The 18,961-nt window shown below is 66.7% G+C and carries 19 protein-coding genes, 1 tRNA gene and 1 pseudogene; 7 read left to right on the top strand and 14 right to left on the bottom strand.

Features of this window, described 5'->3' with window-relative positions:
- Window positions 1-183 precede the first annotated feature (183 nt).
- From KY501_RS36305 to KY501_RS36320, 4 genes are all read right to left on the bottom strand, one after another.
- Window positions 184-3,351: an efflux RND transporter permease subunit gene (locus tag KY501_RS36305; RefSeq protein WP_224368450.1), complete on the bottom strand. Its 3,168-nt coding sequence runs from the start codon at window positions 3,349-3,351 to the stop codon at window positions 184-186.
- 15 nt (window positions 3,352-3,366) lie between these two features.
- Entirely contained in the window at window positions 3,367-4,617 is a 1,251-nt protein-coding gene (locus tag KY501_RS36310) for an efflux RND transporter periplasmic adaptor subunit (RefSeq protein ID WP_224368451.1), read from the bottom strand.
- A complete protein-coding gene (locus KY501_RS36315; RefSeq protein WP_224368452.1) occupies window positions 4,614-5,846 on the bottom strand; it encodes a TolC family protein in 1,233 nt (410 codons plus the stop codon). Before KY501_RS36315 ends, KY501_RS36310 begins: the two co-directional genes overlap by 4 nt.
- Before the next feature lie 362 nt (window positions 5,847-6,208).
- Window positions 6,209-6,538 carry a hypothetical protein gene (locus KY501_RS36320; protein ID WP_224368453.1) on the bottom strand — a complete coding sequence of 110 codons (330 nt, stop codon included), beginning with the start codon at window positions 6,536-6,538 and terminating at the stop codon, window positions 6,209-6,211.
- Window positions 6,539-6,825: 287 nt separating this feature from the next.
- On the opposite strand from KY501_RS36320, the gene KY501_RS36325 reads away from it, so the two are divergent.
- From KY501_RS36325 to KY501_RS36335, 3 genes are all read left to right on the top strand, one after another.
- On the top strand, window positions 6,826-8,007 hold the full coding sequence (locus tag KY501_RS36325) for a bactofilin family protein (RefSeq protein ID WP_224368454.1): 1,182 nt from the start codon (window positions 6,826-6,828) through the stop codon (window positions 8,005-8,007).
- Between the two features lie 127 nt (window positions 8,008-8,134).
- A complete protein-coding gene (locus KY501_RS36330) occupies window positions 8,135-8,434 on the top strand; it encodes a hypothetical protein (protein ID WP_224368455.1) in 300 nt (99 codons plus the stop codon).
- A 168-nt stretch (window positions 8,435-8,602) separates the two neighbouring features.
- A tRNA-Arg gene (locus tag KY501_RS36335) sits at window positions 8,603-8,676 on the top strand.
- Between the two features lie 232 nt (window positions 8,677-8,908).
- On the opposite strand, the pseudogene KY501_RS54395 reads toward KY501_RS36335, so the two are convergent.
- The 10 genes and pseudogenes from KY501_RS54395 to KY501_RS36385 all read right to left on the bottom strand — a co-directional run.
- Window positions 8,909-10,015 (bottom strand): annotated as a pseudogene (locus KY501_RS54395) (tyrosine-type recombinase/integrase); the annotation flags it as partial.
- Between the two features lie 231 nt (window positions 10,016-10,246).
- Window positions 10,247-10,474, bottom strand: coding sequence for a helix-turn-helix domain-containing protein (locus KY501_RS36345; protein ID WP_224368456.1), 228 nt, complete (start codon window positions 10,472-10,474; stop codon window positions 10,247-10,249).
- A 2-nt stretch (window positions 10,475-10,476) separates the two neighbouring features.
- Window positions 10,477-11,748 carry a DUF3987 domain-containing protein gene (locus tag KY501_RS36350; protein ID WP_224368457.1) on the bottom strand — a complete coding sequence of 424 codons (1,272 nt, stop codon included), beginning with the start codon at window positions 11,746-11,748 and terminating at the stop codon, window positions 10,477-10,479.
- Window positions 11,749-11,882: 134 nt separating this feature from the next.
- The gene (locus KY501_RS36355) at window positions 11,883-12,203 is read right to left on the bottom strand and encodes a hypothetical protein (RefSeq protein ID WP_224368458.1); all 321 of its coding nucleotides are present in this window, start codon (window positions 12,201-12,203) and stop codon (window positions 11,883-11,885) included.
- A 761-nt stretch (window positions 12,204-12,964) separates the two neighbouring features.
- Entirely contained in the window at window positions 12,965-13,384 is a 420-nt protein-coding gene (locus KY501_RS54400) for a helix-turn-helix transcriptional regulator (RefSeq protein ID WP_373691680.1), read from the bottom strand.
- A complete protein-coding gene (locus tag KY501_RS36365) occupies window positions 13,275-13,910 on the bottom strand; it encodes a hypothetical protein (protein WP_224368460.1) in 636 nt (211 codons plus the stop codon). The genes KY501_RS54400 and KY501_RS36365 overlap by 110 nt, the downstream gene beginning before the upstream one ends.
- A gap of 143 nt (window positions 13,911-14,053) precedes the next feature.
- A complete protein-coding gene (locus KY501_RS36370; protein ID WP_224368461.1) occupies window positions 14,054-14,248 on the bottom strand; it encodes a hypothetical protein in 195 nt (64 codons plus the stop codon).
- Window positions 14,249-14,283: 35 nt separating this feature from the next.
- Complete coding sequence (locus KY501_RS36375) at window positions 14,284-14,562, bottom strand: hypothetical protein (protein WP_224368462.1); 279 nt, start codon at window positions 14,560-14,562, stop codon at window positions 14,284-14,286.
- Window positions 14,563-14,655: 93 nt separating this feature from the next.
- Window positions 14,656-14,961: a helix-turn-helix domain-containing protein gene (locus KY501_RS36380; protein WP_224368463.1), complete on the bottom strand. Its 306-nt coding sequence runs from the start codon at window positions 14,959-14,961 to the stop codon at window positions 14,656-14,658.
- A gap of 112 nt (window positions 14,962-15,073) precedes the next feature.
- Window positions 15,074-15,388, bottom strand: a complete 315-nt coding sequence (locus tag KY501_RS36385; RefSeq protein WP_224368464.1) for a helix-turn-helix transcriptional regulator — start codon at window positions 15,386-15,388, stop codon at window positions 15,074-15,076.
- Window positions 15,389-15,566: 178 nt separating this feature from the next.
- Here KY501_RS36385 and KY501_RS36390 point away from each other — a divergent pair, with 178 nt between their 5' ends.
- The 4 genes from KY501_RS36390 to KY501_RS36405 all read left to right on the top strand — a co-directional run.
- Window positions 15,567-16,007, top strand: a complete 441-nt coding sequence (locus KY501_RS36390) for a hypothetical protein (RefSeq protein ID WP_224368465.1) — start codon at window positions 15,567-15,569, stop codon at window positions 16,005-16,007.
- A 216-nt stretch (window positions 16,008-16,223) separates the two neighbouring features.
- Window positions 16,224-16,808: a hypothetical protein gene (locus KY501_RS36395; protein WP_224368466.1), complete on the top strand. Its 585-nt coding sequence runs from the start codon at window positions 16,224-16,226 to the stop codon at window positions 16,806-16,808.
- A gap of 231 nt (window positions 16,809-17,039) precedes the next feature.
- Window positions 17,040-18,548 carry an EVE domain-containing protein gene (locus KY501_RS36400; RefSeq protein ID WP_224368478.1) on the top strand — a complete coding sequence of 503 codons (1,509 nt, stop codon included), beginning with the start codon at window positions 17,040-17,042 and terminating at the stop codon, window positions 18,546-18,548.
- 84 nt (window positions 18,549-18,632) lie between these two features.
- Window positions 18,633-18,961 (top strand): hypothetical protein (locus tag KY501_RS36405; RefSeq protein ID WP_224368467.1); only part of this gene is annotated, 329 nt, incomplete at its 3' end.

Here is an 18,961-nt window from a genome sequence, read left to right on the forward strand (position 1 = left end):
CGCTCTTCCCCCGCCCAGTGAGACCCCCAGTGTGTCCCTCGCGTGGCCAGGCGGCTGGCGAACGTATGCCAGCCGATGGGCCGCAAGCCCGCCCGCTTGCAGGCCCGGAGGAAGGCGCTTCGGCAGGCGTCCAGACGTTCCGCGCCACCCGAACGATGCTCTGGAGCACGCCGGTGACCGCGCTCAGCTCGAAGGGTTCGAACTGGCGGCGACAAGCGGATGCTCCACGACCAGGGGGGACTTCTCAGGAGGAGAGGGAGCTGCCTCCGGCTCGCCGCGGTCGAACCAGGTGTAGACGGTGGGTAGGACGAGCAGCGTCAACAGCGTGGAGCTGATGAGCCCGCCGATGACAACGGTGGCCAGCGGCTTCTGCACCTCCGCACCCGCCCCGGAAGCGAACGCCATGGGAATGAAGCCCAGGCTCGCCACGAGCGCCGTCGTGAGCACCGGCCTCAGCCGCACGTGCGCCGCATCGTGGGCGGCCTGGGCGGGAGTGCGGCCCTCCTGGCGCAACTGGCGCATGTAGCTCACCAGCACCAGGCCATTGAGCACCGCCACGCCAAAGAGCGCGATGAAGCCCACCGCCGCGGAGATGGAGAGCGGCATCCCGCGCACCAACAGCGCGAGCACCCCCCCAGTCACCGCGAACGGGATGTTCAGGTAGATGAGCGCCGCAGGCCGCACCGCACCAAAGTTGCTGTAGAGCAGCACGAAGATGAGGAAGAGGGTGAGTGGCACCACGATGGCCAGGCGCCGGCCGGCGGACTGAAGGTTCTCGAACTGACCGCCCCACTCCAGCCAGTAGCCAGGCGGCAGCTTCACCTCGCGACCAACCACGGCCTGGGCCTCGGCGACGAAGCTCTGCAGGTCGCGCCCTCGCACGTTGCCCTCGATGGTGATCCGCCGCTGGATGTTCTCCCGGCTGACCTGTGCGGGCCCCTCCTCCACCACCACTCGGGCCAGCGCCGAGAGGGGGATGAGCTGCCCGGTGGGGCTTGCCACCTTGAGGGACTCGAGCTGCTCCACCGTGGCGCGAGCGCTGGGCGCGAAGCGCACCTGAAGGGCGAAGCGCTTCTGGCCCTCCAGCACGGTGCCGGCCTCGCGCCCGCCAATGGTCTCGATGGTGTCGAGCACCTGGCGGACGTTGATGCCATAGCGAGCGATGGCCTGGCGATCCACCTGGATGCGCGCCACCGGAAGCCCCGCCACCTGCTCGGCTTTCACGTCGGCCGCACCGGGGACCTTCGAGAGCGCGGCGACGAGCCTGTCGCCCGTCTTCTTCAGCGTGTCGAGATCCTCGCCATAGAGCTTCACGGCGAGATCCGAGCGCACCCCGGAGATGAGCTCGCTCACGCGCAACTCGATGGGCTGCGAGTAGCTGAAGAGGTTGCCCGGCACCTCCTTCCCGAGTGCTTCGTCGAGGGCTGCGATGAGTCCCTCGCGATCCTTCGCCGTCGTCCACTCCTCATGCGGCTTGAGCATCACGAAGATGTCGGAGATCTCGATCCCCATCGGATCGGTGGCGATCTCCGCTCTGCCCGTGCGAGAGACTACCGTCTGTACCTCGGGGAAGCGCTTGAGCACCTGCTCGATGAGCGTGGTCTGACGCACGGACTCCTCCAACGACACCGAGGGCACGCGCCAGGCTTGGAGGGCAAGGGCCCCTTCGTCGAGCCGCGGGATGAACTCCGCCCCGAGGAACGGAAGGATGGAGAGGCTCACCGCGAGCACTCCCAGGGCAATGCCCACCACGGCCTTGCGGCGCCGCAGGCACCAGCGCAGGGCGGGCTCGTATACCTTCCGTGCGCCCGCGATGATGAAGCTCTCCTGCTCCTTTACCTTGCGCGGCAGGAAGAGCGAGGCCAGCGCGGGCACCAGCGTCAGCGAGAGCACGAAGGCCCCCGCGAGCGCGCAGATGACGGTGATCGCCATGGGGCGGAACATCTTCCCCTCGATGCCCGTGAGGCTGAGGATGGGCAGGTAGACGACCGCGATGATGCCCACGCCGAAGGAGGCCGGCCGCACCATCTCGATGGCGCTGCGGTACGTCACCTCGTCGCGCTCCTCGCGGGTGAGCGCGCGGCCGAGCTCGTGGTTCTTCTCGGCCATCTGCCGCACCGCGTTCTCGATGATGATGAGGGCTCCATCCACGATGAGGCCGAAGTCGATGGCTCCCAGGCTCATCAGGTTCCCGGAGATGCCCAGCTCCCTCATGCCGATGAACGCCGTCAACATGCAGAGGGGGATGGCGCTCGCGACGATGAGGCCGGCGCGCAGGTTCCGGAGCATCAGGAACAGCACCACGATGACGAGCAGGCCGCCCTCGATGAGGTTCTTGGCCACCGTCTGGATGGTTTTGCGCACCAGATCGGTGCGGTCGTAGAACGTGTCGAGGGTGACGCCCTGAGGCAGGGTGGGGCGGATCTCCTCCACGGCGGCCTTCACGTTGTTGACCACCTCGCGAGAGTTCTGGCCGATGAGCATCATCACGATGCCGGTGACGGCCTCGCCTCGCCCGTCGCGCGTGACGGCTCCCTGGCGCACCAGGGGTGCGAACTTCACCTCGGCCAGATTCTTGATGTAGACGGGGACCCCCTGCGCGGACGTGGAGACGACGATGTTGCCGATGTCCTCCAGCGTCTCCACCAGGCCCTCGCCGCGGATGAGCACCTGCTCCTGGGCTCGCGCGATGTAAGCGCCGCCAGCATTGGCGTTGTTCTCCTCCAGCGAATGGAAGACCTGCTCGAGGGACAGGCCGTAGGCCGCGAGCCGCGCCGGATCGAGCTGCACTTCATAGGTCTTGAGCTCCCCGCCGAAGGCGTTCACCTCCACGACGCCAGGCACGCCCCTCAGCCGCGGAGAGATCTGCCACTCGAGGATGGAGCGCAGCTCCATGGAGCTCTTTCCCTCGCCCTTCACCTCGAACTGATAGATCTCGCCGAGTCCGCTGGAGATGGGCCCCATCTCCGGGCTGCCGTAGCCCGGCGGGATGCTCTCCTTGGCGGTGGTGAGCCGCTCCTGGACGAGCTGGCGGGCGAAGTAGATGTTCACCTCGTCCTTGAAGACGATGGTGACGACGGAGAGGCCGAACTTGGAGACGGAGCGGATCTCCTCGGTATCCGGCAGCCCGCTCATCGCGGTCTCCACCGGCACGGTGACGAACTTCTCGACCTCCACGGGGCCCAGCCCCGGGGAGGTGGTGAGCACCTGGACCTGCACGTTGGTGACGTCCGGAACGGCGTCGATGGGCAGGTGGCTCAGGGCGTTGAGGCCGAAGCCGATGAGGACCGCCGTCAGGACGAAGACGAGGAAGCGGTTCTTGATGGAGAAGTGGATGATCTTGTCGAACATGGTGCGTGCCCGGTGCTAGTCGGAGTGGCCCTCGCCCATGCTCTCCTTGGAGAGCTCGGACTTGAGGATGAATGCCCCCTGCGTCACGACGGATGTGCCCGGCGCGACGCCGGCCAGCAGTTCGATCTCCGTCGCGGAGGATGCCCCTGTTTTCACTGCCACGGCCTTGAATTGGTTGGTGCCTTGCGGGACGAAGACGAGCTGCTTCTCGCCCACCTTCTGGACCGCCTCGCGCGGGACGACGAGGCGCTGCGGATGGGTGTCGTCGCTCGCCGTGGTGCCCGTGAGGATCTCGGCGGTGGCGAACATGCCAGGCTTGAGGCTGCCGTCCGTGTTGGGCAGGACGACCCGCACCGGCGTCGTGCGTGTCTTCTCGTCGACGAGGGCGCCCACGTAGGCCACCTTGCCCTGGAAACGCTTGTCGGGCAGCGCCTGGACGGTGATGGCCACGGGCTGGCCGGGCTGAACCGTCGCCAGTTGTACCTCGGAGACCTCCAGGAGCGCCCACAACTCGGAGAGGTCTCCGACGGTGAAGAGCGGGGTGGTGGCTTCGATCTCCTGTCCCACGGTGCCCCGGATCTCCACGACGGTGCCATCCAGTGGACTGCGTGCTGGGAAACGGCTGCTGTAGTGCTCGCCTGCCTTGAGCGCGGTGATCTCCGGGTCCGTGAGTCCCAGCGCGTGCAGCCGGGCATCGGCGGCGTTGCGATCCGCCTCGTTGGAGGTGAAGGCGCTCTCCGCCTCGCGCATCTCTCGCGCACTGGTGATGCCCTTGGTGAACAGCTCCTTCTCGCGCCGGAAGTTCTCCGCGGCCACCTGGGCCTTCGTTGCGGCCGCTAGGTAGTCAGCTCGAGCCCGTCCCAGCTCGGGACTCTCCAGGTAGCCGAGAACCTGGCCCTTCTTCACGCGATCCCCCAGGTTCACCTCGATGCTGGCAAGTCTTCCCGGCACGCGACCCGCTACCTGGGCAACGCCGCTCTGTGGGAAGGCGAGGCGAGCGGGAGCGGTGAGGCCAATGGCCAGGGGCTTGCGCTGGATCTGGGCCGACTGGAGACGAGCGTTCTTCAACGCCTCCGGTGTCAGCGTGACAACCTCCGAATGTTCGGAGCCTTCTTCACCATGCCCACCCTCGGCTTCCTCGGTGCCCACCTCCCGGACTGCTTGCGACTGGGAGGTAGCGGCACTGGCGGCTGGGGGGACCTCCTTGTTGCACCCGGTCAGGACAGCAACCACCACCACGGACGACAGCAGATTTCGCACGTTCATTGGATGCTCCCGATCACTCGCTGAAGTTGTGCCTGGGCCGAGCCGAGTTCCTCGAGCGCTTCGATGTAGTCGCGCCGCGCGTCGAGGGTCTCCCGCCGGATGACGAGCAGCTCGAGGAAGTCCATCTTCCCGGCGCGGTAGCCCTCGGTGGCCAGCTCCAGGTTCTCCTGGAGCGCAATCAATGCGTCCTCGCCGAAGATGCTGACGGCCTTCTCGGCGGCCTGGTAGCGCGTGAGGGCGAGCCGCACCTCCGCGTGTGCGGCACGCTCCAGCGCTTCGCGTTGACGCTCGGTCTCGGCCACGCGTGCGGTTCCTACTCCTCGCGCGGCCTGGTTGCGGTTGAAGACGGGCAGATCCACGGCAAGCGTGCCCTGGATGATCTGGGCGTCTTCTTCGCGGCTGTAGGTGGCGCCGATGCGGGGGCTGGGCAGGGCCTCGCGTGCGGCCAGATCCCGCTCCGCCTGGGCGGCAGTGACCTCTGCTTGAGCCGCTCGGAGATCCGCGCGCTGGCGGAGTGCCTGAGCCAGCAGGGCCTGGAGGGACAGCTCTGGGGTCTTCCCCGGTTGGAGCGACCCGTCGAGCCTCACCTCCTCATCAGCCTGCAGGCCCAGCAGCAAGCGCAGCTCGCTGAGGGTGCTGGACTGACGCTGGTACGCGCGGGTCTGCTCGCGCGCCGCCCGTCCGGCCTCGACTCGCGCCGTGTTGACCTCGAGACGCGAGGCAGCTCCCGCAGACAGGCGCTCCTCGGCTGCCGTGAGGGCTTGGATGGCCAAGGTCTGCGCGTCCTGTGCCAGAAGCGCCACCTGCTCGGCAGCCAGGGTTCGGGCAAACGCCTCGCGGACCTTCGCCGCGAGCTCGACTCGGCGCGCCTGGAGCCTCGCCTCGCTCGCTTCGACAAGGGCCTGCGCGGCTTCGCGTCGGGCACCACGCTGTCCGAAGATCTCCAGGCGTTGGCTGACGCCCAGGCCCAGATCCAGGCTGCGGCCCTCAGTTCGCAGGCGGGGACCGGCTGCCGCGGAAAGCTCCGGATTGGACTGGAGGAGGAGGGATGCGCCTTGGGCCTGAGCCCGGGCGCGAGCCAGCTCTGCTTCGAGTGGGATGAGGGCCGGGCTGCGTTCCAGGGCGAGCGCGATGGCTCGTGCGAGGGTCAACGGTGCGGCTGCGGCTGCGGGCTGGGCAGCAAGCAGCCCCAGGAGGAGCGGAAGATGAAGCGGGACAGGTGAACTCATGAGCGCATGGCAAGGCAACGGCGCGCGTTCGCGCGACAAGCACGTCGGGCACGCCTGGGAAATGGAGAAGGACAAGGCTGTCCCCGCGACACCCGCTGCATGCGAGTGCGGAGGAGAGCCCGATGTTGGGGAAGAGCACCCGGGCGCTTCGCGGTTGTCAGTCAGGGCAAGGGGCGGTCGCAGCGCTCCCGATCAGGGGATGTCCCCTCGGGTGACGCCGCGACGCGATCCCTTGTTCCCTCGAGGAGGGAATGGAATGCCCTGGCACGCGCAGTCCTCGAGCGGACGGGCGCCACGGTTCCAAAAATGACAGTGCGGGCGAGCGAGTGCTCGGAGTGGCGCACGACAGGCGTGTGCCGGCCTCAGCCTGCTATGGGCGGCCGCAACAGCCGGTGGTGGACGCCAGAGGCCACTTTCTGCTCTGGGGCACGCAGCGGGTCGTCTGAGGTCCAGGTGCGCGCCGCTTCCCCGTGGCTCACGGGAAGCACGGCCTGCAAGCTCGCGCAGCAGCGGCAGTGGTGAGCCGTGGGGCTGCAGCCATGCTCCTTGCCGACATCGCCCAGATCCGACTCGTTCTCTTCGGAGTGCGCGAAGTGCCCGGAGCTGGCGTAGTGAACGACCAGCTCGACAGCCTCCCCGAGGGAAGGTGCCAGGCCATTCACCAGCACGATGAGCAGGAGCAGGCGCAACACAGTCCTGTCGTAACCCCTCGGCTGGAGAATGGCAAGGTGTGCCCGGGCTCGCTCCGGTATCCGGTTATCGATCAGTGAGGGGCGGCTGCTCGCAGGGACGCTCGGCTTCCCCGATCAGAAGTTGTCCTGTGTCCAGCAGACCTGGTGGCATTGCCGCAGGGCTGCCGGCAACGCGGTATGGCCGCTGGCGCCGGTGGTGAAGGAGGGGTATCCGTCCTGATGAGCGCTGGACCTTCTTGGCGGGGAGTGCTGCTCCTGCCCACCTTCCCAGGCAGGAGGTATGCGCCATGTCCACTGGCACGCGTCGTTCACTGCACCCCTGGAGATTGTCAGGCTGGCTTCCGCTCGTAGCGCTGGCCGTGTTGCTGCCGGCAGGCGCCATGGCCGCTGAACTCCGTCGGGGAGACCAGGTGGTCATCGCGCCAGGCGAGGTGCTCAACGAGGATCTCTACGCCTTTGGCGGCACCGTCTTGATCCAAGGCACCGTGCGGGGAGATGTCGTGACGGCAGCCGGGAACGTGGAGATCTCGGGCACTGTGGAGGGGGATGTGCTGTCCATGGCGGGGGAGACGCGCATCTCGGGCACTGTCGGGGGGAGCGTCCGCGCCGCCGCTGGGACGCTCTCCATCTCCGGTCCTGTGGGAGAGGACGGCGTGCTCGCTGGCGGGCAGGTGCGTCTCGATCCCGGCGCTCGGGTCGGGCGGGACGTGCTTCTGGCCGCCAGAGAGGCGCAGCTCCAAGCTCCGGTGGAAGGCCAGGTGAAGGCAGCCGCGGAGACTCTGGTGATGGAGGCACCCGTGGGGGGCGATGTCCGCGCGGAGGTGGAGACGCTGCGGCTCACGGATGGAGCGAAGATCGGCGGAAGCCTTCACTACCGCAGCACGAAGGAGGCGATGATCGCCAGCGGCGCCACGGTCACGGGCCCTGTGGAGCGGCTGAAGCCCGAGCCGCATCAAGGCAGGGGGCCCCTCCTGTACGTGATCGGCTGGGCACGCTCGCTGGTGGGGCTCTTCGCACTGGGGTTGCTGCTCGTGCTCGTCACTCCGGACTTTGCCCGGCGCTTGCCCGTGACGTTGCGACAGGCTCCGTGGCGCAGCCTGGGCTGGGGCGCCGCGGTCTTCGTGGGCGGGCCTGTCCTCGCGGCGCTCGTCTTCCTGGTGGGCGCGCTGCTCGGAGGCTGGTGGATTGGCCTGATCATCCTGGGGCTCTACGCGGCTGCGCTGGCGCTGTGTTTCCCGGTCGTGGGGATGTTCATCGGACGGTGGTTGTTGGACCGTTTCGGGAAGGCCGGAACCCCCCTCCTGGTGGCGTTGCTGCTGGGAGTGGCGCTCCTGACGCTGGTGGGCAGGGTGCCCGTGCTGGGGGCGTTGATCGTGCTGGCCACGGTCCTCTTTGGACTCGGTGCGATGGTGCTCACGGCGGCGCGCGGGCGGCGGCCGATGGGGCACACGACACTCCAGCCCACGTGAGTCCATGGCGGGACGGACGAGCGGGGCTCCGGCCCATCGATTCCTCCCTGCTGGCCGGGGAGGGCTTCATCGCCCAGCTTGAACCGGGGTGCCCGCGCTTCGCGCCTGCCCTGGAATGGAGCCGACCATGCCCGTCCTGCTGGGGGTCTTCGCGATCTTCGTCCCTCGTCTGGTGATGCTCGTCCTCTGGTTCTTCACCGGATGGTTCCGGGGCCTGTTCGATACCCTGCTCTGGCCCATCCTGGGCTTCCTCTTCCTGCCCACGACGCTGCTTTGGTACTCGGTGGTGCAGCACTGGTTTGGTGGGCAGTGGACGTTCTGGCCCGTGGTTGGACTGGTCTTCGCGTTGCTGCTCGACGTGGGGCAGGGGAGGGGACGGAGCAGCGCCCAGGCCCCGCCGCGCTCGCGTCTGCGCGCACACGCCTGAGGACGGTTGGGGTTGCCTGCTCTCGCGGGGGGCAGGGGCTCCTGGGGCCAGGGAGGCAGAGAAGGCGTCCGAGCCCGGAAGCGGTGTCCCCTTGTCACCGGTTGTGGGATTGCGTGCTTGCGTCAGCCGGGGAAGTCGGCTACTTGTGCCCCCGGTTGCACGCCTCCTGCGCGATTAGCTCAGCTGGATAGAGCGTTGGCCTCCGGAGCCAAAGGCCACAGGTTCGAATCCTGTATCGCGCGCTGGTTGAAGGGGCTGGAATCCCTGGGGAAATCGCCCGGTGGTTCCAGCCCCTTCGCTTTTCCCGGACGGGGCTTGCAGCACGGGTGCAGCAAACGCGATCGGGGCCTGCCCCACCGCAGCCGCCTCCAGGGCCCTGCCCGCTTGGGTGGCCCGCTGGCTGTCGAACTCGGCCCGCAGCCCCAGGTTCAGACTGTCCACCTCCTGCCGGAGATAGTCCGGGGTCAGGTGGCCGTAGACCTCGACGGTGATTCGCGGGTCCCGGTGCCGCAGGAGCTTCTGGACGCTGGCCAGCGGGACGCCCGCCCGGAGGAGGAGGGCAGCGGTCGTGTGCCGCAGGTCATGGAACCGGATGCGCCGCACCTGGGGCTTGGGCCAGAGGCTCATGGTGCAGGTGGGGCACTTCCGGGGAGCGGCCTCGGGCGCCACCTCGGAGTGACCGCAGCCCTTCCGACGGCAGACGTGGCGGTAGCCGGTCACGATGCCTGCCCGCCCGAGGGCCCGGCGTAGCACGTCCTCGAGCGCCACATCCCGCCGCATCATGGTCCCGTCATCCGCTGGGAACACGAGTTCAGAAGGGGAGCGGCGGATCGCTTCCTCCAGGAACGGCACCAGCTCCGAGGCGATGGGGATCACGTCGGAATGGCCGCCCTTGGTGGTGTCGCGCTCCCATGAGCGGCAGACGGTGAGCAACCTGCTCTGCATGTCCACGTCGATCTTCCGCAGGGCCAGCAACTCCCCCTTGCGCAGTCCCGTGTAGAGAGCGGTGGCGTAGAGAGGGCGCCACCGATCCGCCAGTGCCTCGAAGAGGCGCGGCACCTCCTCCAGGCGGAGGAAGTCACCGACCCGGCGTGTCACCGTGCGCTTCTTCACGTCCGCGACGGGGTTGGGGCCGCTGTAGCGTCCGACGGCGCGGGCCTCGTTGAACGCCCGACTAACGAACCCCCGCAGGTGGTTGAGCGTCTGCGGGGAGAGTTCCTGCTCCTTCTCCTTCAAGAACGCCCGCAGCCGGGGAGCAGTCACAGCCGTGAGAGGGAGTGCGGCGAGGCTGGACGGGAGTAGGTGGCGCGTGATCTGGCTGACGTTGCTCGCGTGCGAGGGGGAATTGACCGAGCAGGTCTCAAGCCACCACTGGAGCAACTCCGCGAGCGTCCCGCCGCCATCCTCGGGGAGTCGCTCCTCCAGCCCCAGGCGTTGACGCTCGGCCTTCCTCGCCAGTTCGTCCGCGAGGCGCCGGGCCTCGGTCTTCGTGCGGGCCTGAGTCACCTTGTCGCGCCACCGACCCCCCGCATCCTTGAAGCGCAGATACCACTTGCCGGCTTTCTCGTAGACGCTCGCCATGGCTACCGACCTCCCTTCCGACGGGCCGACTTCGCGGGCGCGGCATCCTCGCTCGTGAGGTATCCCCGGGCAGTCAGCCACTCGGCCAGGATGTGAACCGCCATCCCGGAGGAGGATCGCAGGTCCTTTGCCGCCGCTTGGGCGAGTGCCTCTTTCACCGGCGCTGGCAGCCGTAGGTTCAAGGTGGAATCTCTCTTCATAGGGGCAATGTAACACAACTGGCAGCAGGGTTCACGGTTTGGGCCTCTGGGGGAGCGACACGATGCGGGCTGCGGGCAGGGGCTCTCTCCGAGCCCAGGCGCGCACGGCCTCCGGCTCGAAGCGCACGAGCCCACCGATCCGCAGGTACGGCAGCACTCCGGCCGCCGTCTTCTGGTACACCCACGAGCGGCTGACCTTGAGGAAGAGCGCCACGTCCTCCGCGTCCCACAGGCTCTCGAAAGGTAGGGAGTCGGTCATCCTCAGCCCTCCTGTTCTGAGGCGCCGCCAGTGGCAGTGCCCGGGGGATACTTCGCTTCTTTCGCTTCTTTCGCAGCACCTCCAGAGCCGTAGAACCATCGCTCGGTTGGACGGCCCCCGGTGCGCTGCATTGCCCTGTGGGCCAGCCCAGCCCCCGCGAGAGTTTCCAGACCTGCGGACAGTTCCGCGCTCGTCGCATGTCCCGTGAAGAGCTTCATCATCTCGGAACGAGTCAGCCCCTCGGGCCGCTCCCGGAGCGCGTCGAGGATGCGGTTCGCCTTTCGGTCCTGTAGTGCATCGCCGAAGATGTAGAGGGCGCTGTCGCTCGCGTACTGCCAGAGTGCCAAGGCTGCGGTGAGGTGTTCCTCATCGATAGCTTTCACCTTGTCGAGCAGCGCATAGAGCAGCGAGAGCCTCACGACCTGCGCCTCTGCGCGTGACGTGGCCTGCCCGAACATCCCGGGCCTGTCGCTCGAAAGCGTCTCGTAGACCTCGGCCCAAAGCTTCCGGGTCGCCTCCGACCGTTTCAGTTCGCCTACATCCTGAGCCCAGCGCAGAACGGACGCGAGGCGCGAAGAAAGCGAAGAAAGCGAACTATCTTCGAGGTTGCCGCCCTCTGGCAGAAGCTTGGACCGGCGCGCGAACACCCAGAGGAAGCGGTTCGCGAGGCCGTTAGACATGTCCGTCGCGGATAGCAGCGCTCGAAGCTCCGGGGCCGTGACGTGCGTTGCGACGGAGAGATGAGCGTCGGTCGCGCGTTGGGGACTGCCCTTGGTGAGAACCTGAAGGGTGCCCGAGTCCCACGCCTCGCGAAGGATTGCCGAGAGGCTGTTCCCCTCACGGTTCATGCGGCGGAGAACGATAGCGAACTCCGACTCAACGACCATGAGTCGCTTATCGGCGACCCCCGGATCTTCCTCTCCCTCTTCTTCTCTGCCGTCGCGAACGGCGTGGATGAGGCCCTCGCCCGAGCTGAGGCCCTTCTGAATGCGGGGCCCCCCTTCCGGACATGCCCTGGCCAGGACCCGCTCAATCCATGCCCAAGAAGTCCCCTTTCTGGCCTTGGAACTCTGGCCAACGATGGCCGCGAAGAGGTTGGTGTAGTGCCGCGTCGCCTCCACCTGGAAGTACGGGCCCCGTCCCAGCGCGTTGCCCCCTGCGACCAGGAACTGAATCAGGATGGCGGCGGGATCTGCCTCGGTATGAGGCTCGATGGTGCGCACAAGATCACCGGCCAAGCCATGGAGAGCGGGCGTCTGGAGGACTGGCGCCATGGGGACTCGCTCTATCCCCGCTGGGGCTTGGTTCGCGGGCTCCTGCGCTTCCTCTGCCCCGAGGTCAGGGAGATCGGCAAGAGCAGGAGGCCGCTCCCCGAAGCGTCTGCGGGCGTTTGCATCCGTGCCACCCACTATGCGGCCCTCCCTGCTCCCCGGCGCTTGAGCCTGCATCGCTCGGCCAAGGTGGCGACAATGGTTCGCGCGTACCGCTCCCCCGCTGCATCCGAGTGCGTCTCGATGGCCACGATGGTGCCGGTAGGAACTCGGGCCGCTAGGGCGGTGGTCCAACTTCCCGACAGGACACTGAGCACGGCGGGCGCCGCTTCGGCCGCCTCGCTGTAGTCCGTGGCGCGCGTGAGGAAGTCGGGCAGGCCCTCCATGACCCACAGGCCGCTTGCAGCGACCAACTCCGAGGCGTGCGAGCCGTCTGCCAGTGCCGATCCCTCAAGCATGCGTCTCCCGAGAGCATCGGCCATGACGAGGCCGCGCAGCTCCGCTCCTGCCGGGCTCGCAGCCTTGCTCCTGGGCGGAACATTCGGCCTGACGCTGCGGGCATGGAGGCTAGCCAGCGTCCCAGATGCGTCCCACATAGGCACGATCAGCCGGTGGCCGCTCCGGTTCCAGGGCTGACCCTGGAAGCGCGCCCAACGCGGCAGAGCGGTCCCCTCGGGCAGTGCCCGAGCGAGATCTCTGCCTTCTACGTCGCCCGGCTCGAGATCCCGTGAGGCGAGCCAGGCGCTCACCTCCGCGTCTTCCGTCACTGGCCGCGCGGCGTCCCAGACCTCCGCCACCTCGGTTGCGCTGGGGCGCAGGGGCCTCGGTTCCTGCTTAGGAGGTGGTGGTGCCCAAGTGCGCACCTGGACCGTAGCAACGGTGTCCTGCGGGTCCCAAATGCAGAGGCCGCGCTCTGCGCAAGCGTGGCGGAGAGCTCCCCATTCACCTCCGGCAGGTCGCCGCTTGCTGAGGACGCACCATGACGCGAGGTGGAGCGCGTCGCCGCTCTCGCCGCATTCGAAGCACTCCCAGCCGGAGTCATCAGGCCGGACACCTACGGCTCCGCGCTTGTCACGTCGGTTTGGGTGCCGTGTAACCGCGGAGCATGCAGGGCACGGCGACAGCCCATTGCGGCCTCGCTGCTCAAGCCCGAGGGCTTGTGCTGTGCGCCTCACACCCTGAGCTTTCACGTGCTCCATCCACTCTGGGAGGACGGGGCTCACGACCGGCCCTCCTGCGCTCGTGTTCTGCCGATGAGCGCCGCGATGTCCTCGGCCCGCCATGCAGTGATCCGAGGCCCGAGTTTGATGGGCTGTGGAAACCGTCCCGCGCGCACTCCGGCCCACCATGTGGAGCGGCTGACGGGGATGAGCTTGAGAATCGCCGGGAGCCGTAGGAGCCCGGGGGGTGTTCTTTCGTCCGACACAGATTGCCTCCGTCTTGTGAAAGGCGGGGGCATCGTGAATCGTCCGGCTACCCGATTACGTGGGGACGGCTGTCGGGTTGTTGAGGAGGTTGTCCCCTTGTAATCACCGGGCGCTCTGGCGGCGCCTCGTTGGTGCTCGACGTGGGGACGCGCTTGCTCGCGCTCTGCGCAGCGCCTTTTTCCATTTGTCGCGGAGCTTCTCCCAGGCCTCATCCCGGGCGTCCTTCTTGCGCGGCAGTTCCAGGCCGTTCGCTACCTCCAGGAGCGCCGCGATGTGCGGCGAGATGGATCGCTCCCCCTGCTCGGCGAAGGTGACGAGGAAGTTGGCAATGGCCCTGGTCTCGGGTTCATCGGTCTCAGCGACTTCAACCCTCGGTCTGATTCGCTCGGCCTCTGCCATGAGGTCCTGCCCCTCATGTAACCAGAGTTTCAGCCGCTCGAAGAACGCGTGCACCTCTGACGGTCTCACAGGAAAAGCCTTCAGTTCTGCTATCGAGTCCACGATGGTCTCGCGCACAGTTTCCGGCGCACGCGCAGCCGTCTCTTCTCGTTTGAGTGCCCATGAGTGCTCGACGGCTTGTTTGAGAGCGCGGAGGTTGCGCGTGAGCGCTCTCAGGCTCTCCCAGAGCACTACTGTCTCTCGTTGACGTCGTGTGCGGCGGACATTCCTCCGCAGGCCCTTCAGCACCGTCGCGAAACGTTCATCCCCGAGGAGCCGCTTGCATTCGGCCAGCGCCATCTCTGCGCTCGACCATGGCGGAATCTCCCGTGGCTTCCTGCCCATGTGCGCCCCCAGGCGCTCCCCAGCGATGGGAAGAAGCGCGGGCTGCCACGGCTGGGGGACCATGGCCGGTTGGCCGACCGTGCCCGCGCGTTGTTCTTCTACCGCGAATGACTGCCGGAGGGGCGAATCCAGAATGGAGGCTTATCCAGCGGCCGGGGTAGCGGCAGCTTGATGACGATCGCGACGCTATCCGGGGAGCGGGCCTCGAACTCGCTGAGCCATCGTTCCGCCGCTGCGTCGTCGTCGCCCTCGTACAGCGTCACCACTGCCAGGGCGGGGGCGGTTCGGCCCATGCGCCGCTCAAGGGCTTCGATTCGGGAGCGCAGATTCACCGGGCGCACGACAAGGCCCCCGCTCGACTGTGCCCCTCATGCTTCACCGACGCCTCGAGCTTGGTGAGGCGCTCCTCCAACTCGGTGCCCTGGATGATCCCGGCGAGCACTGAGTAGCCGTAGATGAGCGCCCGTGCCTTCCCGGCTTCCATGGTCCCGTCCTCCAACGCACGGATGCAGTCGGCAAGCCCGGTCTTCACGTTCCCGAGGTTCGCCAGCCGCCGCCGACGCTGCCGGGGGGAGGGGGGAGGATGCGCTTCCAGGTCTTCACGCATGATCACGCCTACTTACCCGCGCTAGGCCCCGCACCGAAGGGCCGCTTTCGCCGCAGAAAGAGGGCTTGGAACCCTCGATTGATGCACTCCGTGTCACTCGGCTGCGTCCTCCTCGCTCGCCTCGGTGAACAAGTCGCTTAGCGCCACCTCATAGGCCACTGACGCAGCAATGAGGGTGTCCACGGTGAGGTTCGCCCGGCCTGCCTCCACGCGCGGCATGTACTTGGGGTGGATCCCGATCATCTCTGCCGCCTGCTCCTGAGTGAGTCCCCGCGCCGTGCGCAGTCCTCGCAGGCGCAGCCCGAGGCGCTTGCGCTCCTTCTTGATGATCGGCGCAAGGTTCGCCGGAGCATGAGTGCTGGCGGAGCGGCGCGGACGGGGCTTCCCGATTGGGGACATGCGCCCCATCTCGCCCGGGTAAACTTTGATGCACCACACACCATAGTTTACTTGCGAGGGCTGTACTCATCTTCACAGCGGGATGGGCACTCGGCTAGCGCTAGCCGCCGAGTCACTTGGTCGCGTCCTCGGCGTATGCCTCGGGGAACAGGTCGCGGAGCGACACCCCGTAGGCCACGGATGCGGCGATCAGGTTATCGACGGTGAGGTTGGCCCGGCCTGCCTCCACGCGCGGCATGTACTTGGGGTGGATCCCGATCATCTCTGCCGCCTGCTCCTGAGTGAGCCCCCGCGCCGTGCGCAGTGCCCGCAGGCGCAGCCCGAGGCGCCTCCGCTCCCTCTTGATGATGGGCGCGAGATCCTCCGGGACCTGGATAGCGGAAGGGCCATGTGGGCGTGACTTGCCGGGTGGCGACACGCACGCCATCTCGCCCGGGTAAACTTTGATTTACCACAAACTATAGTTTACTTTCGGGAAGGCACTGAGCCACGAAAGGACGGCCGAGATGGAAGAAGAGAACGGACCTAGCAGTCACCCACCGGGGACGGTGGTGAGCCTGGACCTCGAGCTAGGCACCCTGGCCACTGCGATTCAGGGGGCACGGATGCTCGCAGACCTCCAGGCGCGGCGCGATCTGCCGGATGAGGAGATGGAGCGGGATGCCCCTGCCTGCATCGTGTCCGTGCTGGCCCTGGCTACGGAGCGCATCGGGCAACTGCGGCGCGTGGTGCGCAACGAGGAGAACCCGGCCAACTTGTGGGCCCCTCACAACGCGGTGGAGGACCCAGCGACAAGCGGCGAGTTCCCCGGGGATATCGTCCTGTTTACCTGGGGCTCCCACCGGTTGCCCCTGGTCATGTGGGGGACCCAGGGAATCGAGCACCAAGGGGACGCGAAGAAGCGCGCGAGCAAGGCGCCCAAGGGCAGGAACCGGAAGGCACGGGGAACCGCTCCCGAGCCCTCAGAGGGCCCTCAGGGTGAAAGCCCGGGGGAACCCGCGCCGTCTGCTCCCGCATCCTCCGATCCGGAGCATCAGAACGGCTGACGCGGGGACCGCCGGCTCTGGCTGGTAAATCGGTCTCCAATCAGGCGCGGGGCGGGGGCGCTACTTGCAAGGTGGGCGCTCCTGTTCCGCCAGTGTGTTGAGCCTCTCTCTCAACCCTGTGAGTCCCGTCAATCGACTTGCGGTTCCGACAACGTGCGTCACGTGCTGCACGGGTGGGCAGTGGCACCACGCGACGCGCTGCGGGAGGATCGGGGGATGCGTTCTCTGCCCCTCCTGCTGATCCTAGCTACCACAACCGCGCTCTCATCGCCCGCCTCCGAGGAATGGGTGCAGCGGGGGCGACTGGGTGAACTGCGGGTCGGCGAAATCGCCACGGCTGCTAAGGGGAAGCCTGACGACGGGGAGAGCATGCAGATGAAGATTGAGGCGGCGTTTGGCCTCCATGCTCGTCGGCCTGACCTTGTGCAGTATCCAACCTCGCCGGACGGCTTGGAGGTGTTTCACCTCGTCATCGAGGGCGCCACCCCCAAGGAGGAGTGCACCATCGGGTTCGTGTACAAGAATGGCGTGTTCAGCACATTCAGGATCGAGTCGCTCCCCACAGGCTGGGTGGTTACGCTGGCTCCCGGCAAAGATGAGATCGAACCGATCATGCGGCAGCGCTATGCCGCCGTCTACAAGGACCGCAGGACATCTCCTCGACCCGTCCTGATTCATGCAGGCGAGCAGATCCTGGTGTTCGATCTCGCGGCTCCGCTCCGTCCGTTCGCTCTGGACTACGAGCTATCTCGCCTTCGTCGCCTGGAGTCCACGAAGGCGCCGCAGGGCATCCGGCCCTGAGTCTCGCCCCTTCGGGCCAGGGCGGTTCCGGTTCCCGTATAGGGCCGGGAAACTGGGGACCACCGGCCGCGCCTCAGTGCTGCCCCCGGGAGAGGAAGGCTTCCAGGTCCGCAGGCCGGATGCGGATGGAGTTCCCCACCCACACCCGCTCCAGTTCCCCCGCTCGAGAAGCACGTAGACGGTGGCCCGGCGCCATTGGTTTTCTGCCAAGGGTCAGGGAGATTGATTCTGATGTCGAAGATTCATACGAAGAACGGGTTTGAGTATCACTGCGAGCGCTGGTGGCTGTACGGCACATGGTCCTTCACATGGTACTTCCGGCCTATAGGCCGCGAGTTGTGGACCCAGTGCTTGGTGACTGCTTCGAGCGGAACTCGCAAGGCAGATGTCGAGAAGTTGCTCGCTGACCCGCAGCAGGCGCTTGAATACTATGACAGGCAGCTTGCGAAGCGTGCCGACGTGGCAGAGGCCGAGAAGCACCTTGAGCGCTGCAAGCAGGCACACGAGCACTATGAGAGCGACGCCTTCGATCCGGGCGGCCGGCGCAACAACCCGGGAAGAGTTCGGCGCGATCTCGCCCGGGCCGCCGACAGCGGCAACGCGATCAGGCGCGCCGAGGAGGCGCTCGAAGATGCCAAGCGAGTTCGGGCGATCCTTGAGGCAGGCAACCACCAAAAGAAGTCCGGCTCCGTAGGGCTCGACGTTGCTGCAATCATGGCCGACGCATCCCCCTCCCTAGGAGCAACCGCAACTGGCTTGCGGACCTTCGAGCACCTGAGCCTCGGAACGGTGCAGGCATCACCCGCTGAACCTGCTGCGGGGCCTTCAGAGGATCGCCGCTATTGGGCGCTCATCTCCAACCCGCTCACGTACCGGACTCTCGACTCACTCCGGGACTTCGATGAGGAGGTATGGACCGTCACCCGAGGGGATATTGAGGTCGGGGATCGGGTGATCATCTGGCAATCGAAGGACAAGAGCGGCAGACGAGGCATCGTGGCGCTTGGTGAAGTGCTGACAGCGCCGACCCTCATGGAGGAGCCCCCGGAGTTCCGTCGCTACTGGGTGAAGCCCGAGCCCTGGGACAAGATGATGCGCCGGGTGTGGGTCCGGTATGCGCGCGCGCCGAAGTGCCCTCGCTGGATGCGAGAAGATGGAACGGATCCCGTATTGGAGGGTCTCTCTGTAACCCGCGCGAGGGGTGGTGGTGTCTACCGCTTGACTCCGGAGCAATGGGAAGCGGTCCTCACAGAGGTGGGTGGGTGGCCAGAGGGCACGAAAGAGCCGCGCCCGCTCCCATCCGATGACTGGCAAGCAGCGGTAGAGAAGAGCCGAGCGCGCGCCAAGGGCCAGGGCTTCTCCTCCTCTCCTGAGGTGCGACGGGCGGTCGAAAACCTCGCGATGGATCGCGCCGAGACCCATTTCGTCGCGCAGGGCTACACCGTCAAGCGTCTCGGGAAGCCCTACGATCTGCTCTGCACCAACGAGGGCGTCACGCTCTACGTGGAAGTGAAGGGCACGCAAATGGACGGGACGGAAGTGCTGCTCACCCCAAACGAAGTGGCCTTCGCCCGAGAGCACCGAGAGACGATGGCTCTCTTCGTGCTTCACTCCGTGAGCATCGAGTCCGTGGACGGAACGGTGCAGGCCTCCGGCGGGACAGTGCGTATCCTTCAACCATGGGATCCAGATGCAGGGGAACTCCTGCCCGTAGGCTTTACATGCATACTGCCGCAGTAGGCCTGCACGGCTTGCTTACTTCGCTGCGCGCGGTCGTAGAGGCAGACGGGAGGTCTCTGAGGTTGCGACGTAGTAGCTCTGAATTTGCCCATTGGCATCAGCGATGCCACAGACCATGCAGAGCAACCCTACGCACCCCTCCGTACCGAACAATGGGAAGGCCGCGAGGATGTGCTGATTGTTCACGATCCGCTCGAAAGACTCTCCGACTGCGAAGCAGATCTCTTGGACGACACCTATTTTGCCCGGCGGAAGATTCGCGAACTTCTGCGCCGCCTTTGCCTCGGCACGCCTAAGGAGCCGCGCAGAAATAAAGTTTCAGTTTGGCCGGAGGGTGTAATTCCACTCACCATGGAAGTTGGAGCGCTCAAGGTGAAGGGCGGCCATCTGCTCGCGGCTGACGTCGACGCCTA

Source organism: Hyalangium versicolor, from assembly GCF_020103695.1.
GTDB lineage: Bacteria > Myxococcota > Myxococcia > Myxococcales > Myxococcaceae > Hyalangium > Hyalangium versicolor.

Coding starts and splice junctions, on each gene's coding strand:
- KY501_RS36305 (WP_224368450.1), bottom strand. CDS start 3,351: ATGTTCGACAAGATCATCCACTTCTCCATCAAGAACCGCTTCCTCGTC.
- KY501_RS36310 (WP_224368451.1), bottom strand. CDS start 4,617: ATGAACGTGCGAAATCTGCTGTCGTCCGTGGTGGTGGTTGCTGTCCTG.
- KY501_RS36315 (WP_224368452.1), bottom strand. CDS start 5,846: ATGAGTTCACCTGTCCCGCTTCATCTTCCGCTCCTCCTGGGGCTGCTT.
- KY501_RS36325 (WP_224368454.1), top strand. CDS start 6,826: ATGTCCACTGGCACGCGTCGTTCACTGCACCCCTGGAGATTGTCAGGC.
- KY501_RS36330 (WP_224368455.1), top strand. CDS start 8,135: ATGCCCGTCCTGCTGGGGGTCTTCGCGATCTTCGTCCCTCGTCTGGTG.
- KY501_RS36345 (WP_224368456.1), bottom strand. CDS start 10,474: ATGACCGACTCCCTACCTTTCGAGAGCCTGTGGGACGCGGAGGACGTG.
- KY501_RS36350 (WP_224368457.1), bottom strand. CDS start 11,748: ATGGCGCCAGTCCTCCAGACGCCCGCTCTCCATGGCTTGGCCGGTGAT.
- KY501_RS36355 (WP_224368458.1), bottom strand. CDS start 12,203: ATGCTTGAGGGATCGGCACTGGCAGACGGCTCGCACGCCTCGGAGTTG.
- KY501_RS54400 (WP_373691680.1), bottom strand. CDS start 13,384: ATGAGGCCTGGGAGAAGCTCCGCGACAAATGGAAAAAGGCGCTGCGCA.
- KY501_RS36365 (WP_224368460.1), bottom strand. CDS start 13,910: ATGGCGCTGGCCGAATGCAAGCGGCTCCTCGGGGATGAACGTTTCGCG.
- KY501_RS36370 (WP_224368461.1), bottom strand. CDS start 14,248: ATGGGCCGAACCGCCCCCGCCCTGGCAGTGGTGACGCTGTACGAGGGC.
- KY501_RS36375 (WP_224368462.1), bottom strand. CDS start 14,562: ATGCGTGAAGACCTGGAAGCGCATCCTCCCCCCTCCCCCCGGCAGCGT.
- KY501_RS36380 (WP_224368463.1), bottom strand. CDS start 14,961: ATGTCCCCAATCGGGAAGCCCCGTCCGCGCCGCTCCGCCAGCACTCAT.
- KY501_RS36385 (WP_224368464.1), bottom strand. CDS start 15,388: ATGGCGTGCGTGTCGCCACCCGGCAAGTCACGCCCACATGGCCCTTCC.
- KY501_RS36390 (WP_224368465.1), top strand. CDS start 15,567: ATGCTCGCAGACCTCCAGGCGCGGCGCGATCTGCCGGATGAGGAGATG.
- KY501_RS36395 (WP_224368466.1), top strand. CDS start 16,224: ATGCGTTCTCTGCCCCTCCTGCTGATCCTAGCTACCACAACCGCGCTC.
- KY501_RS36400 (WP_224368478.1), top strand. CDS start 17,040: ATGTCGAAGATTCATACGAAGAACGGGTTTGAGTATCACTGCGAGCGC.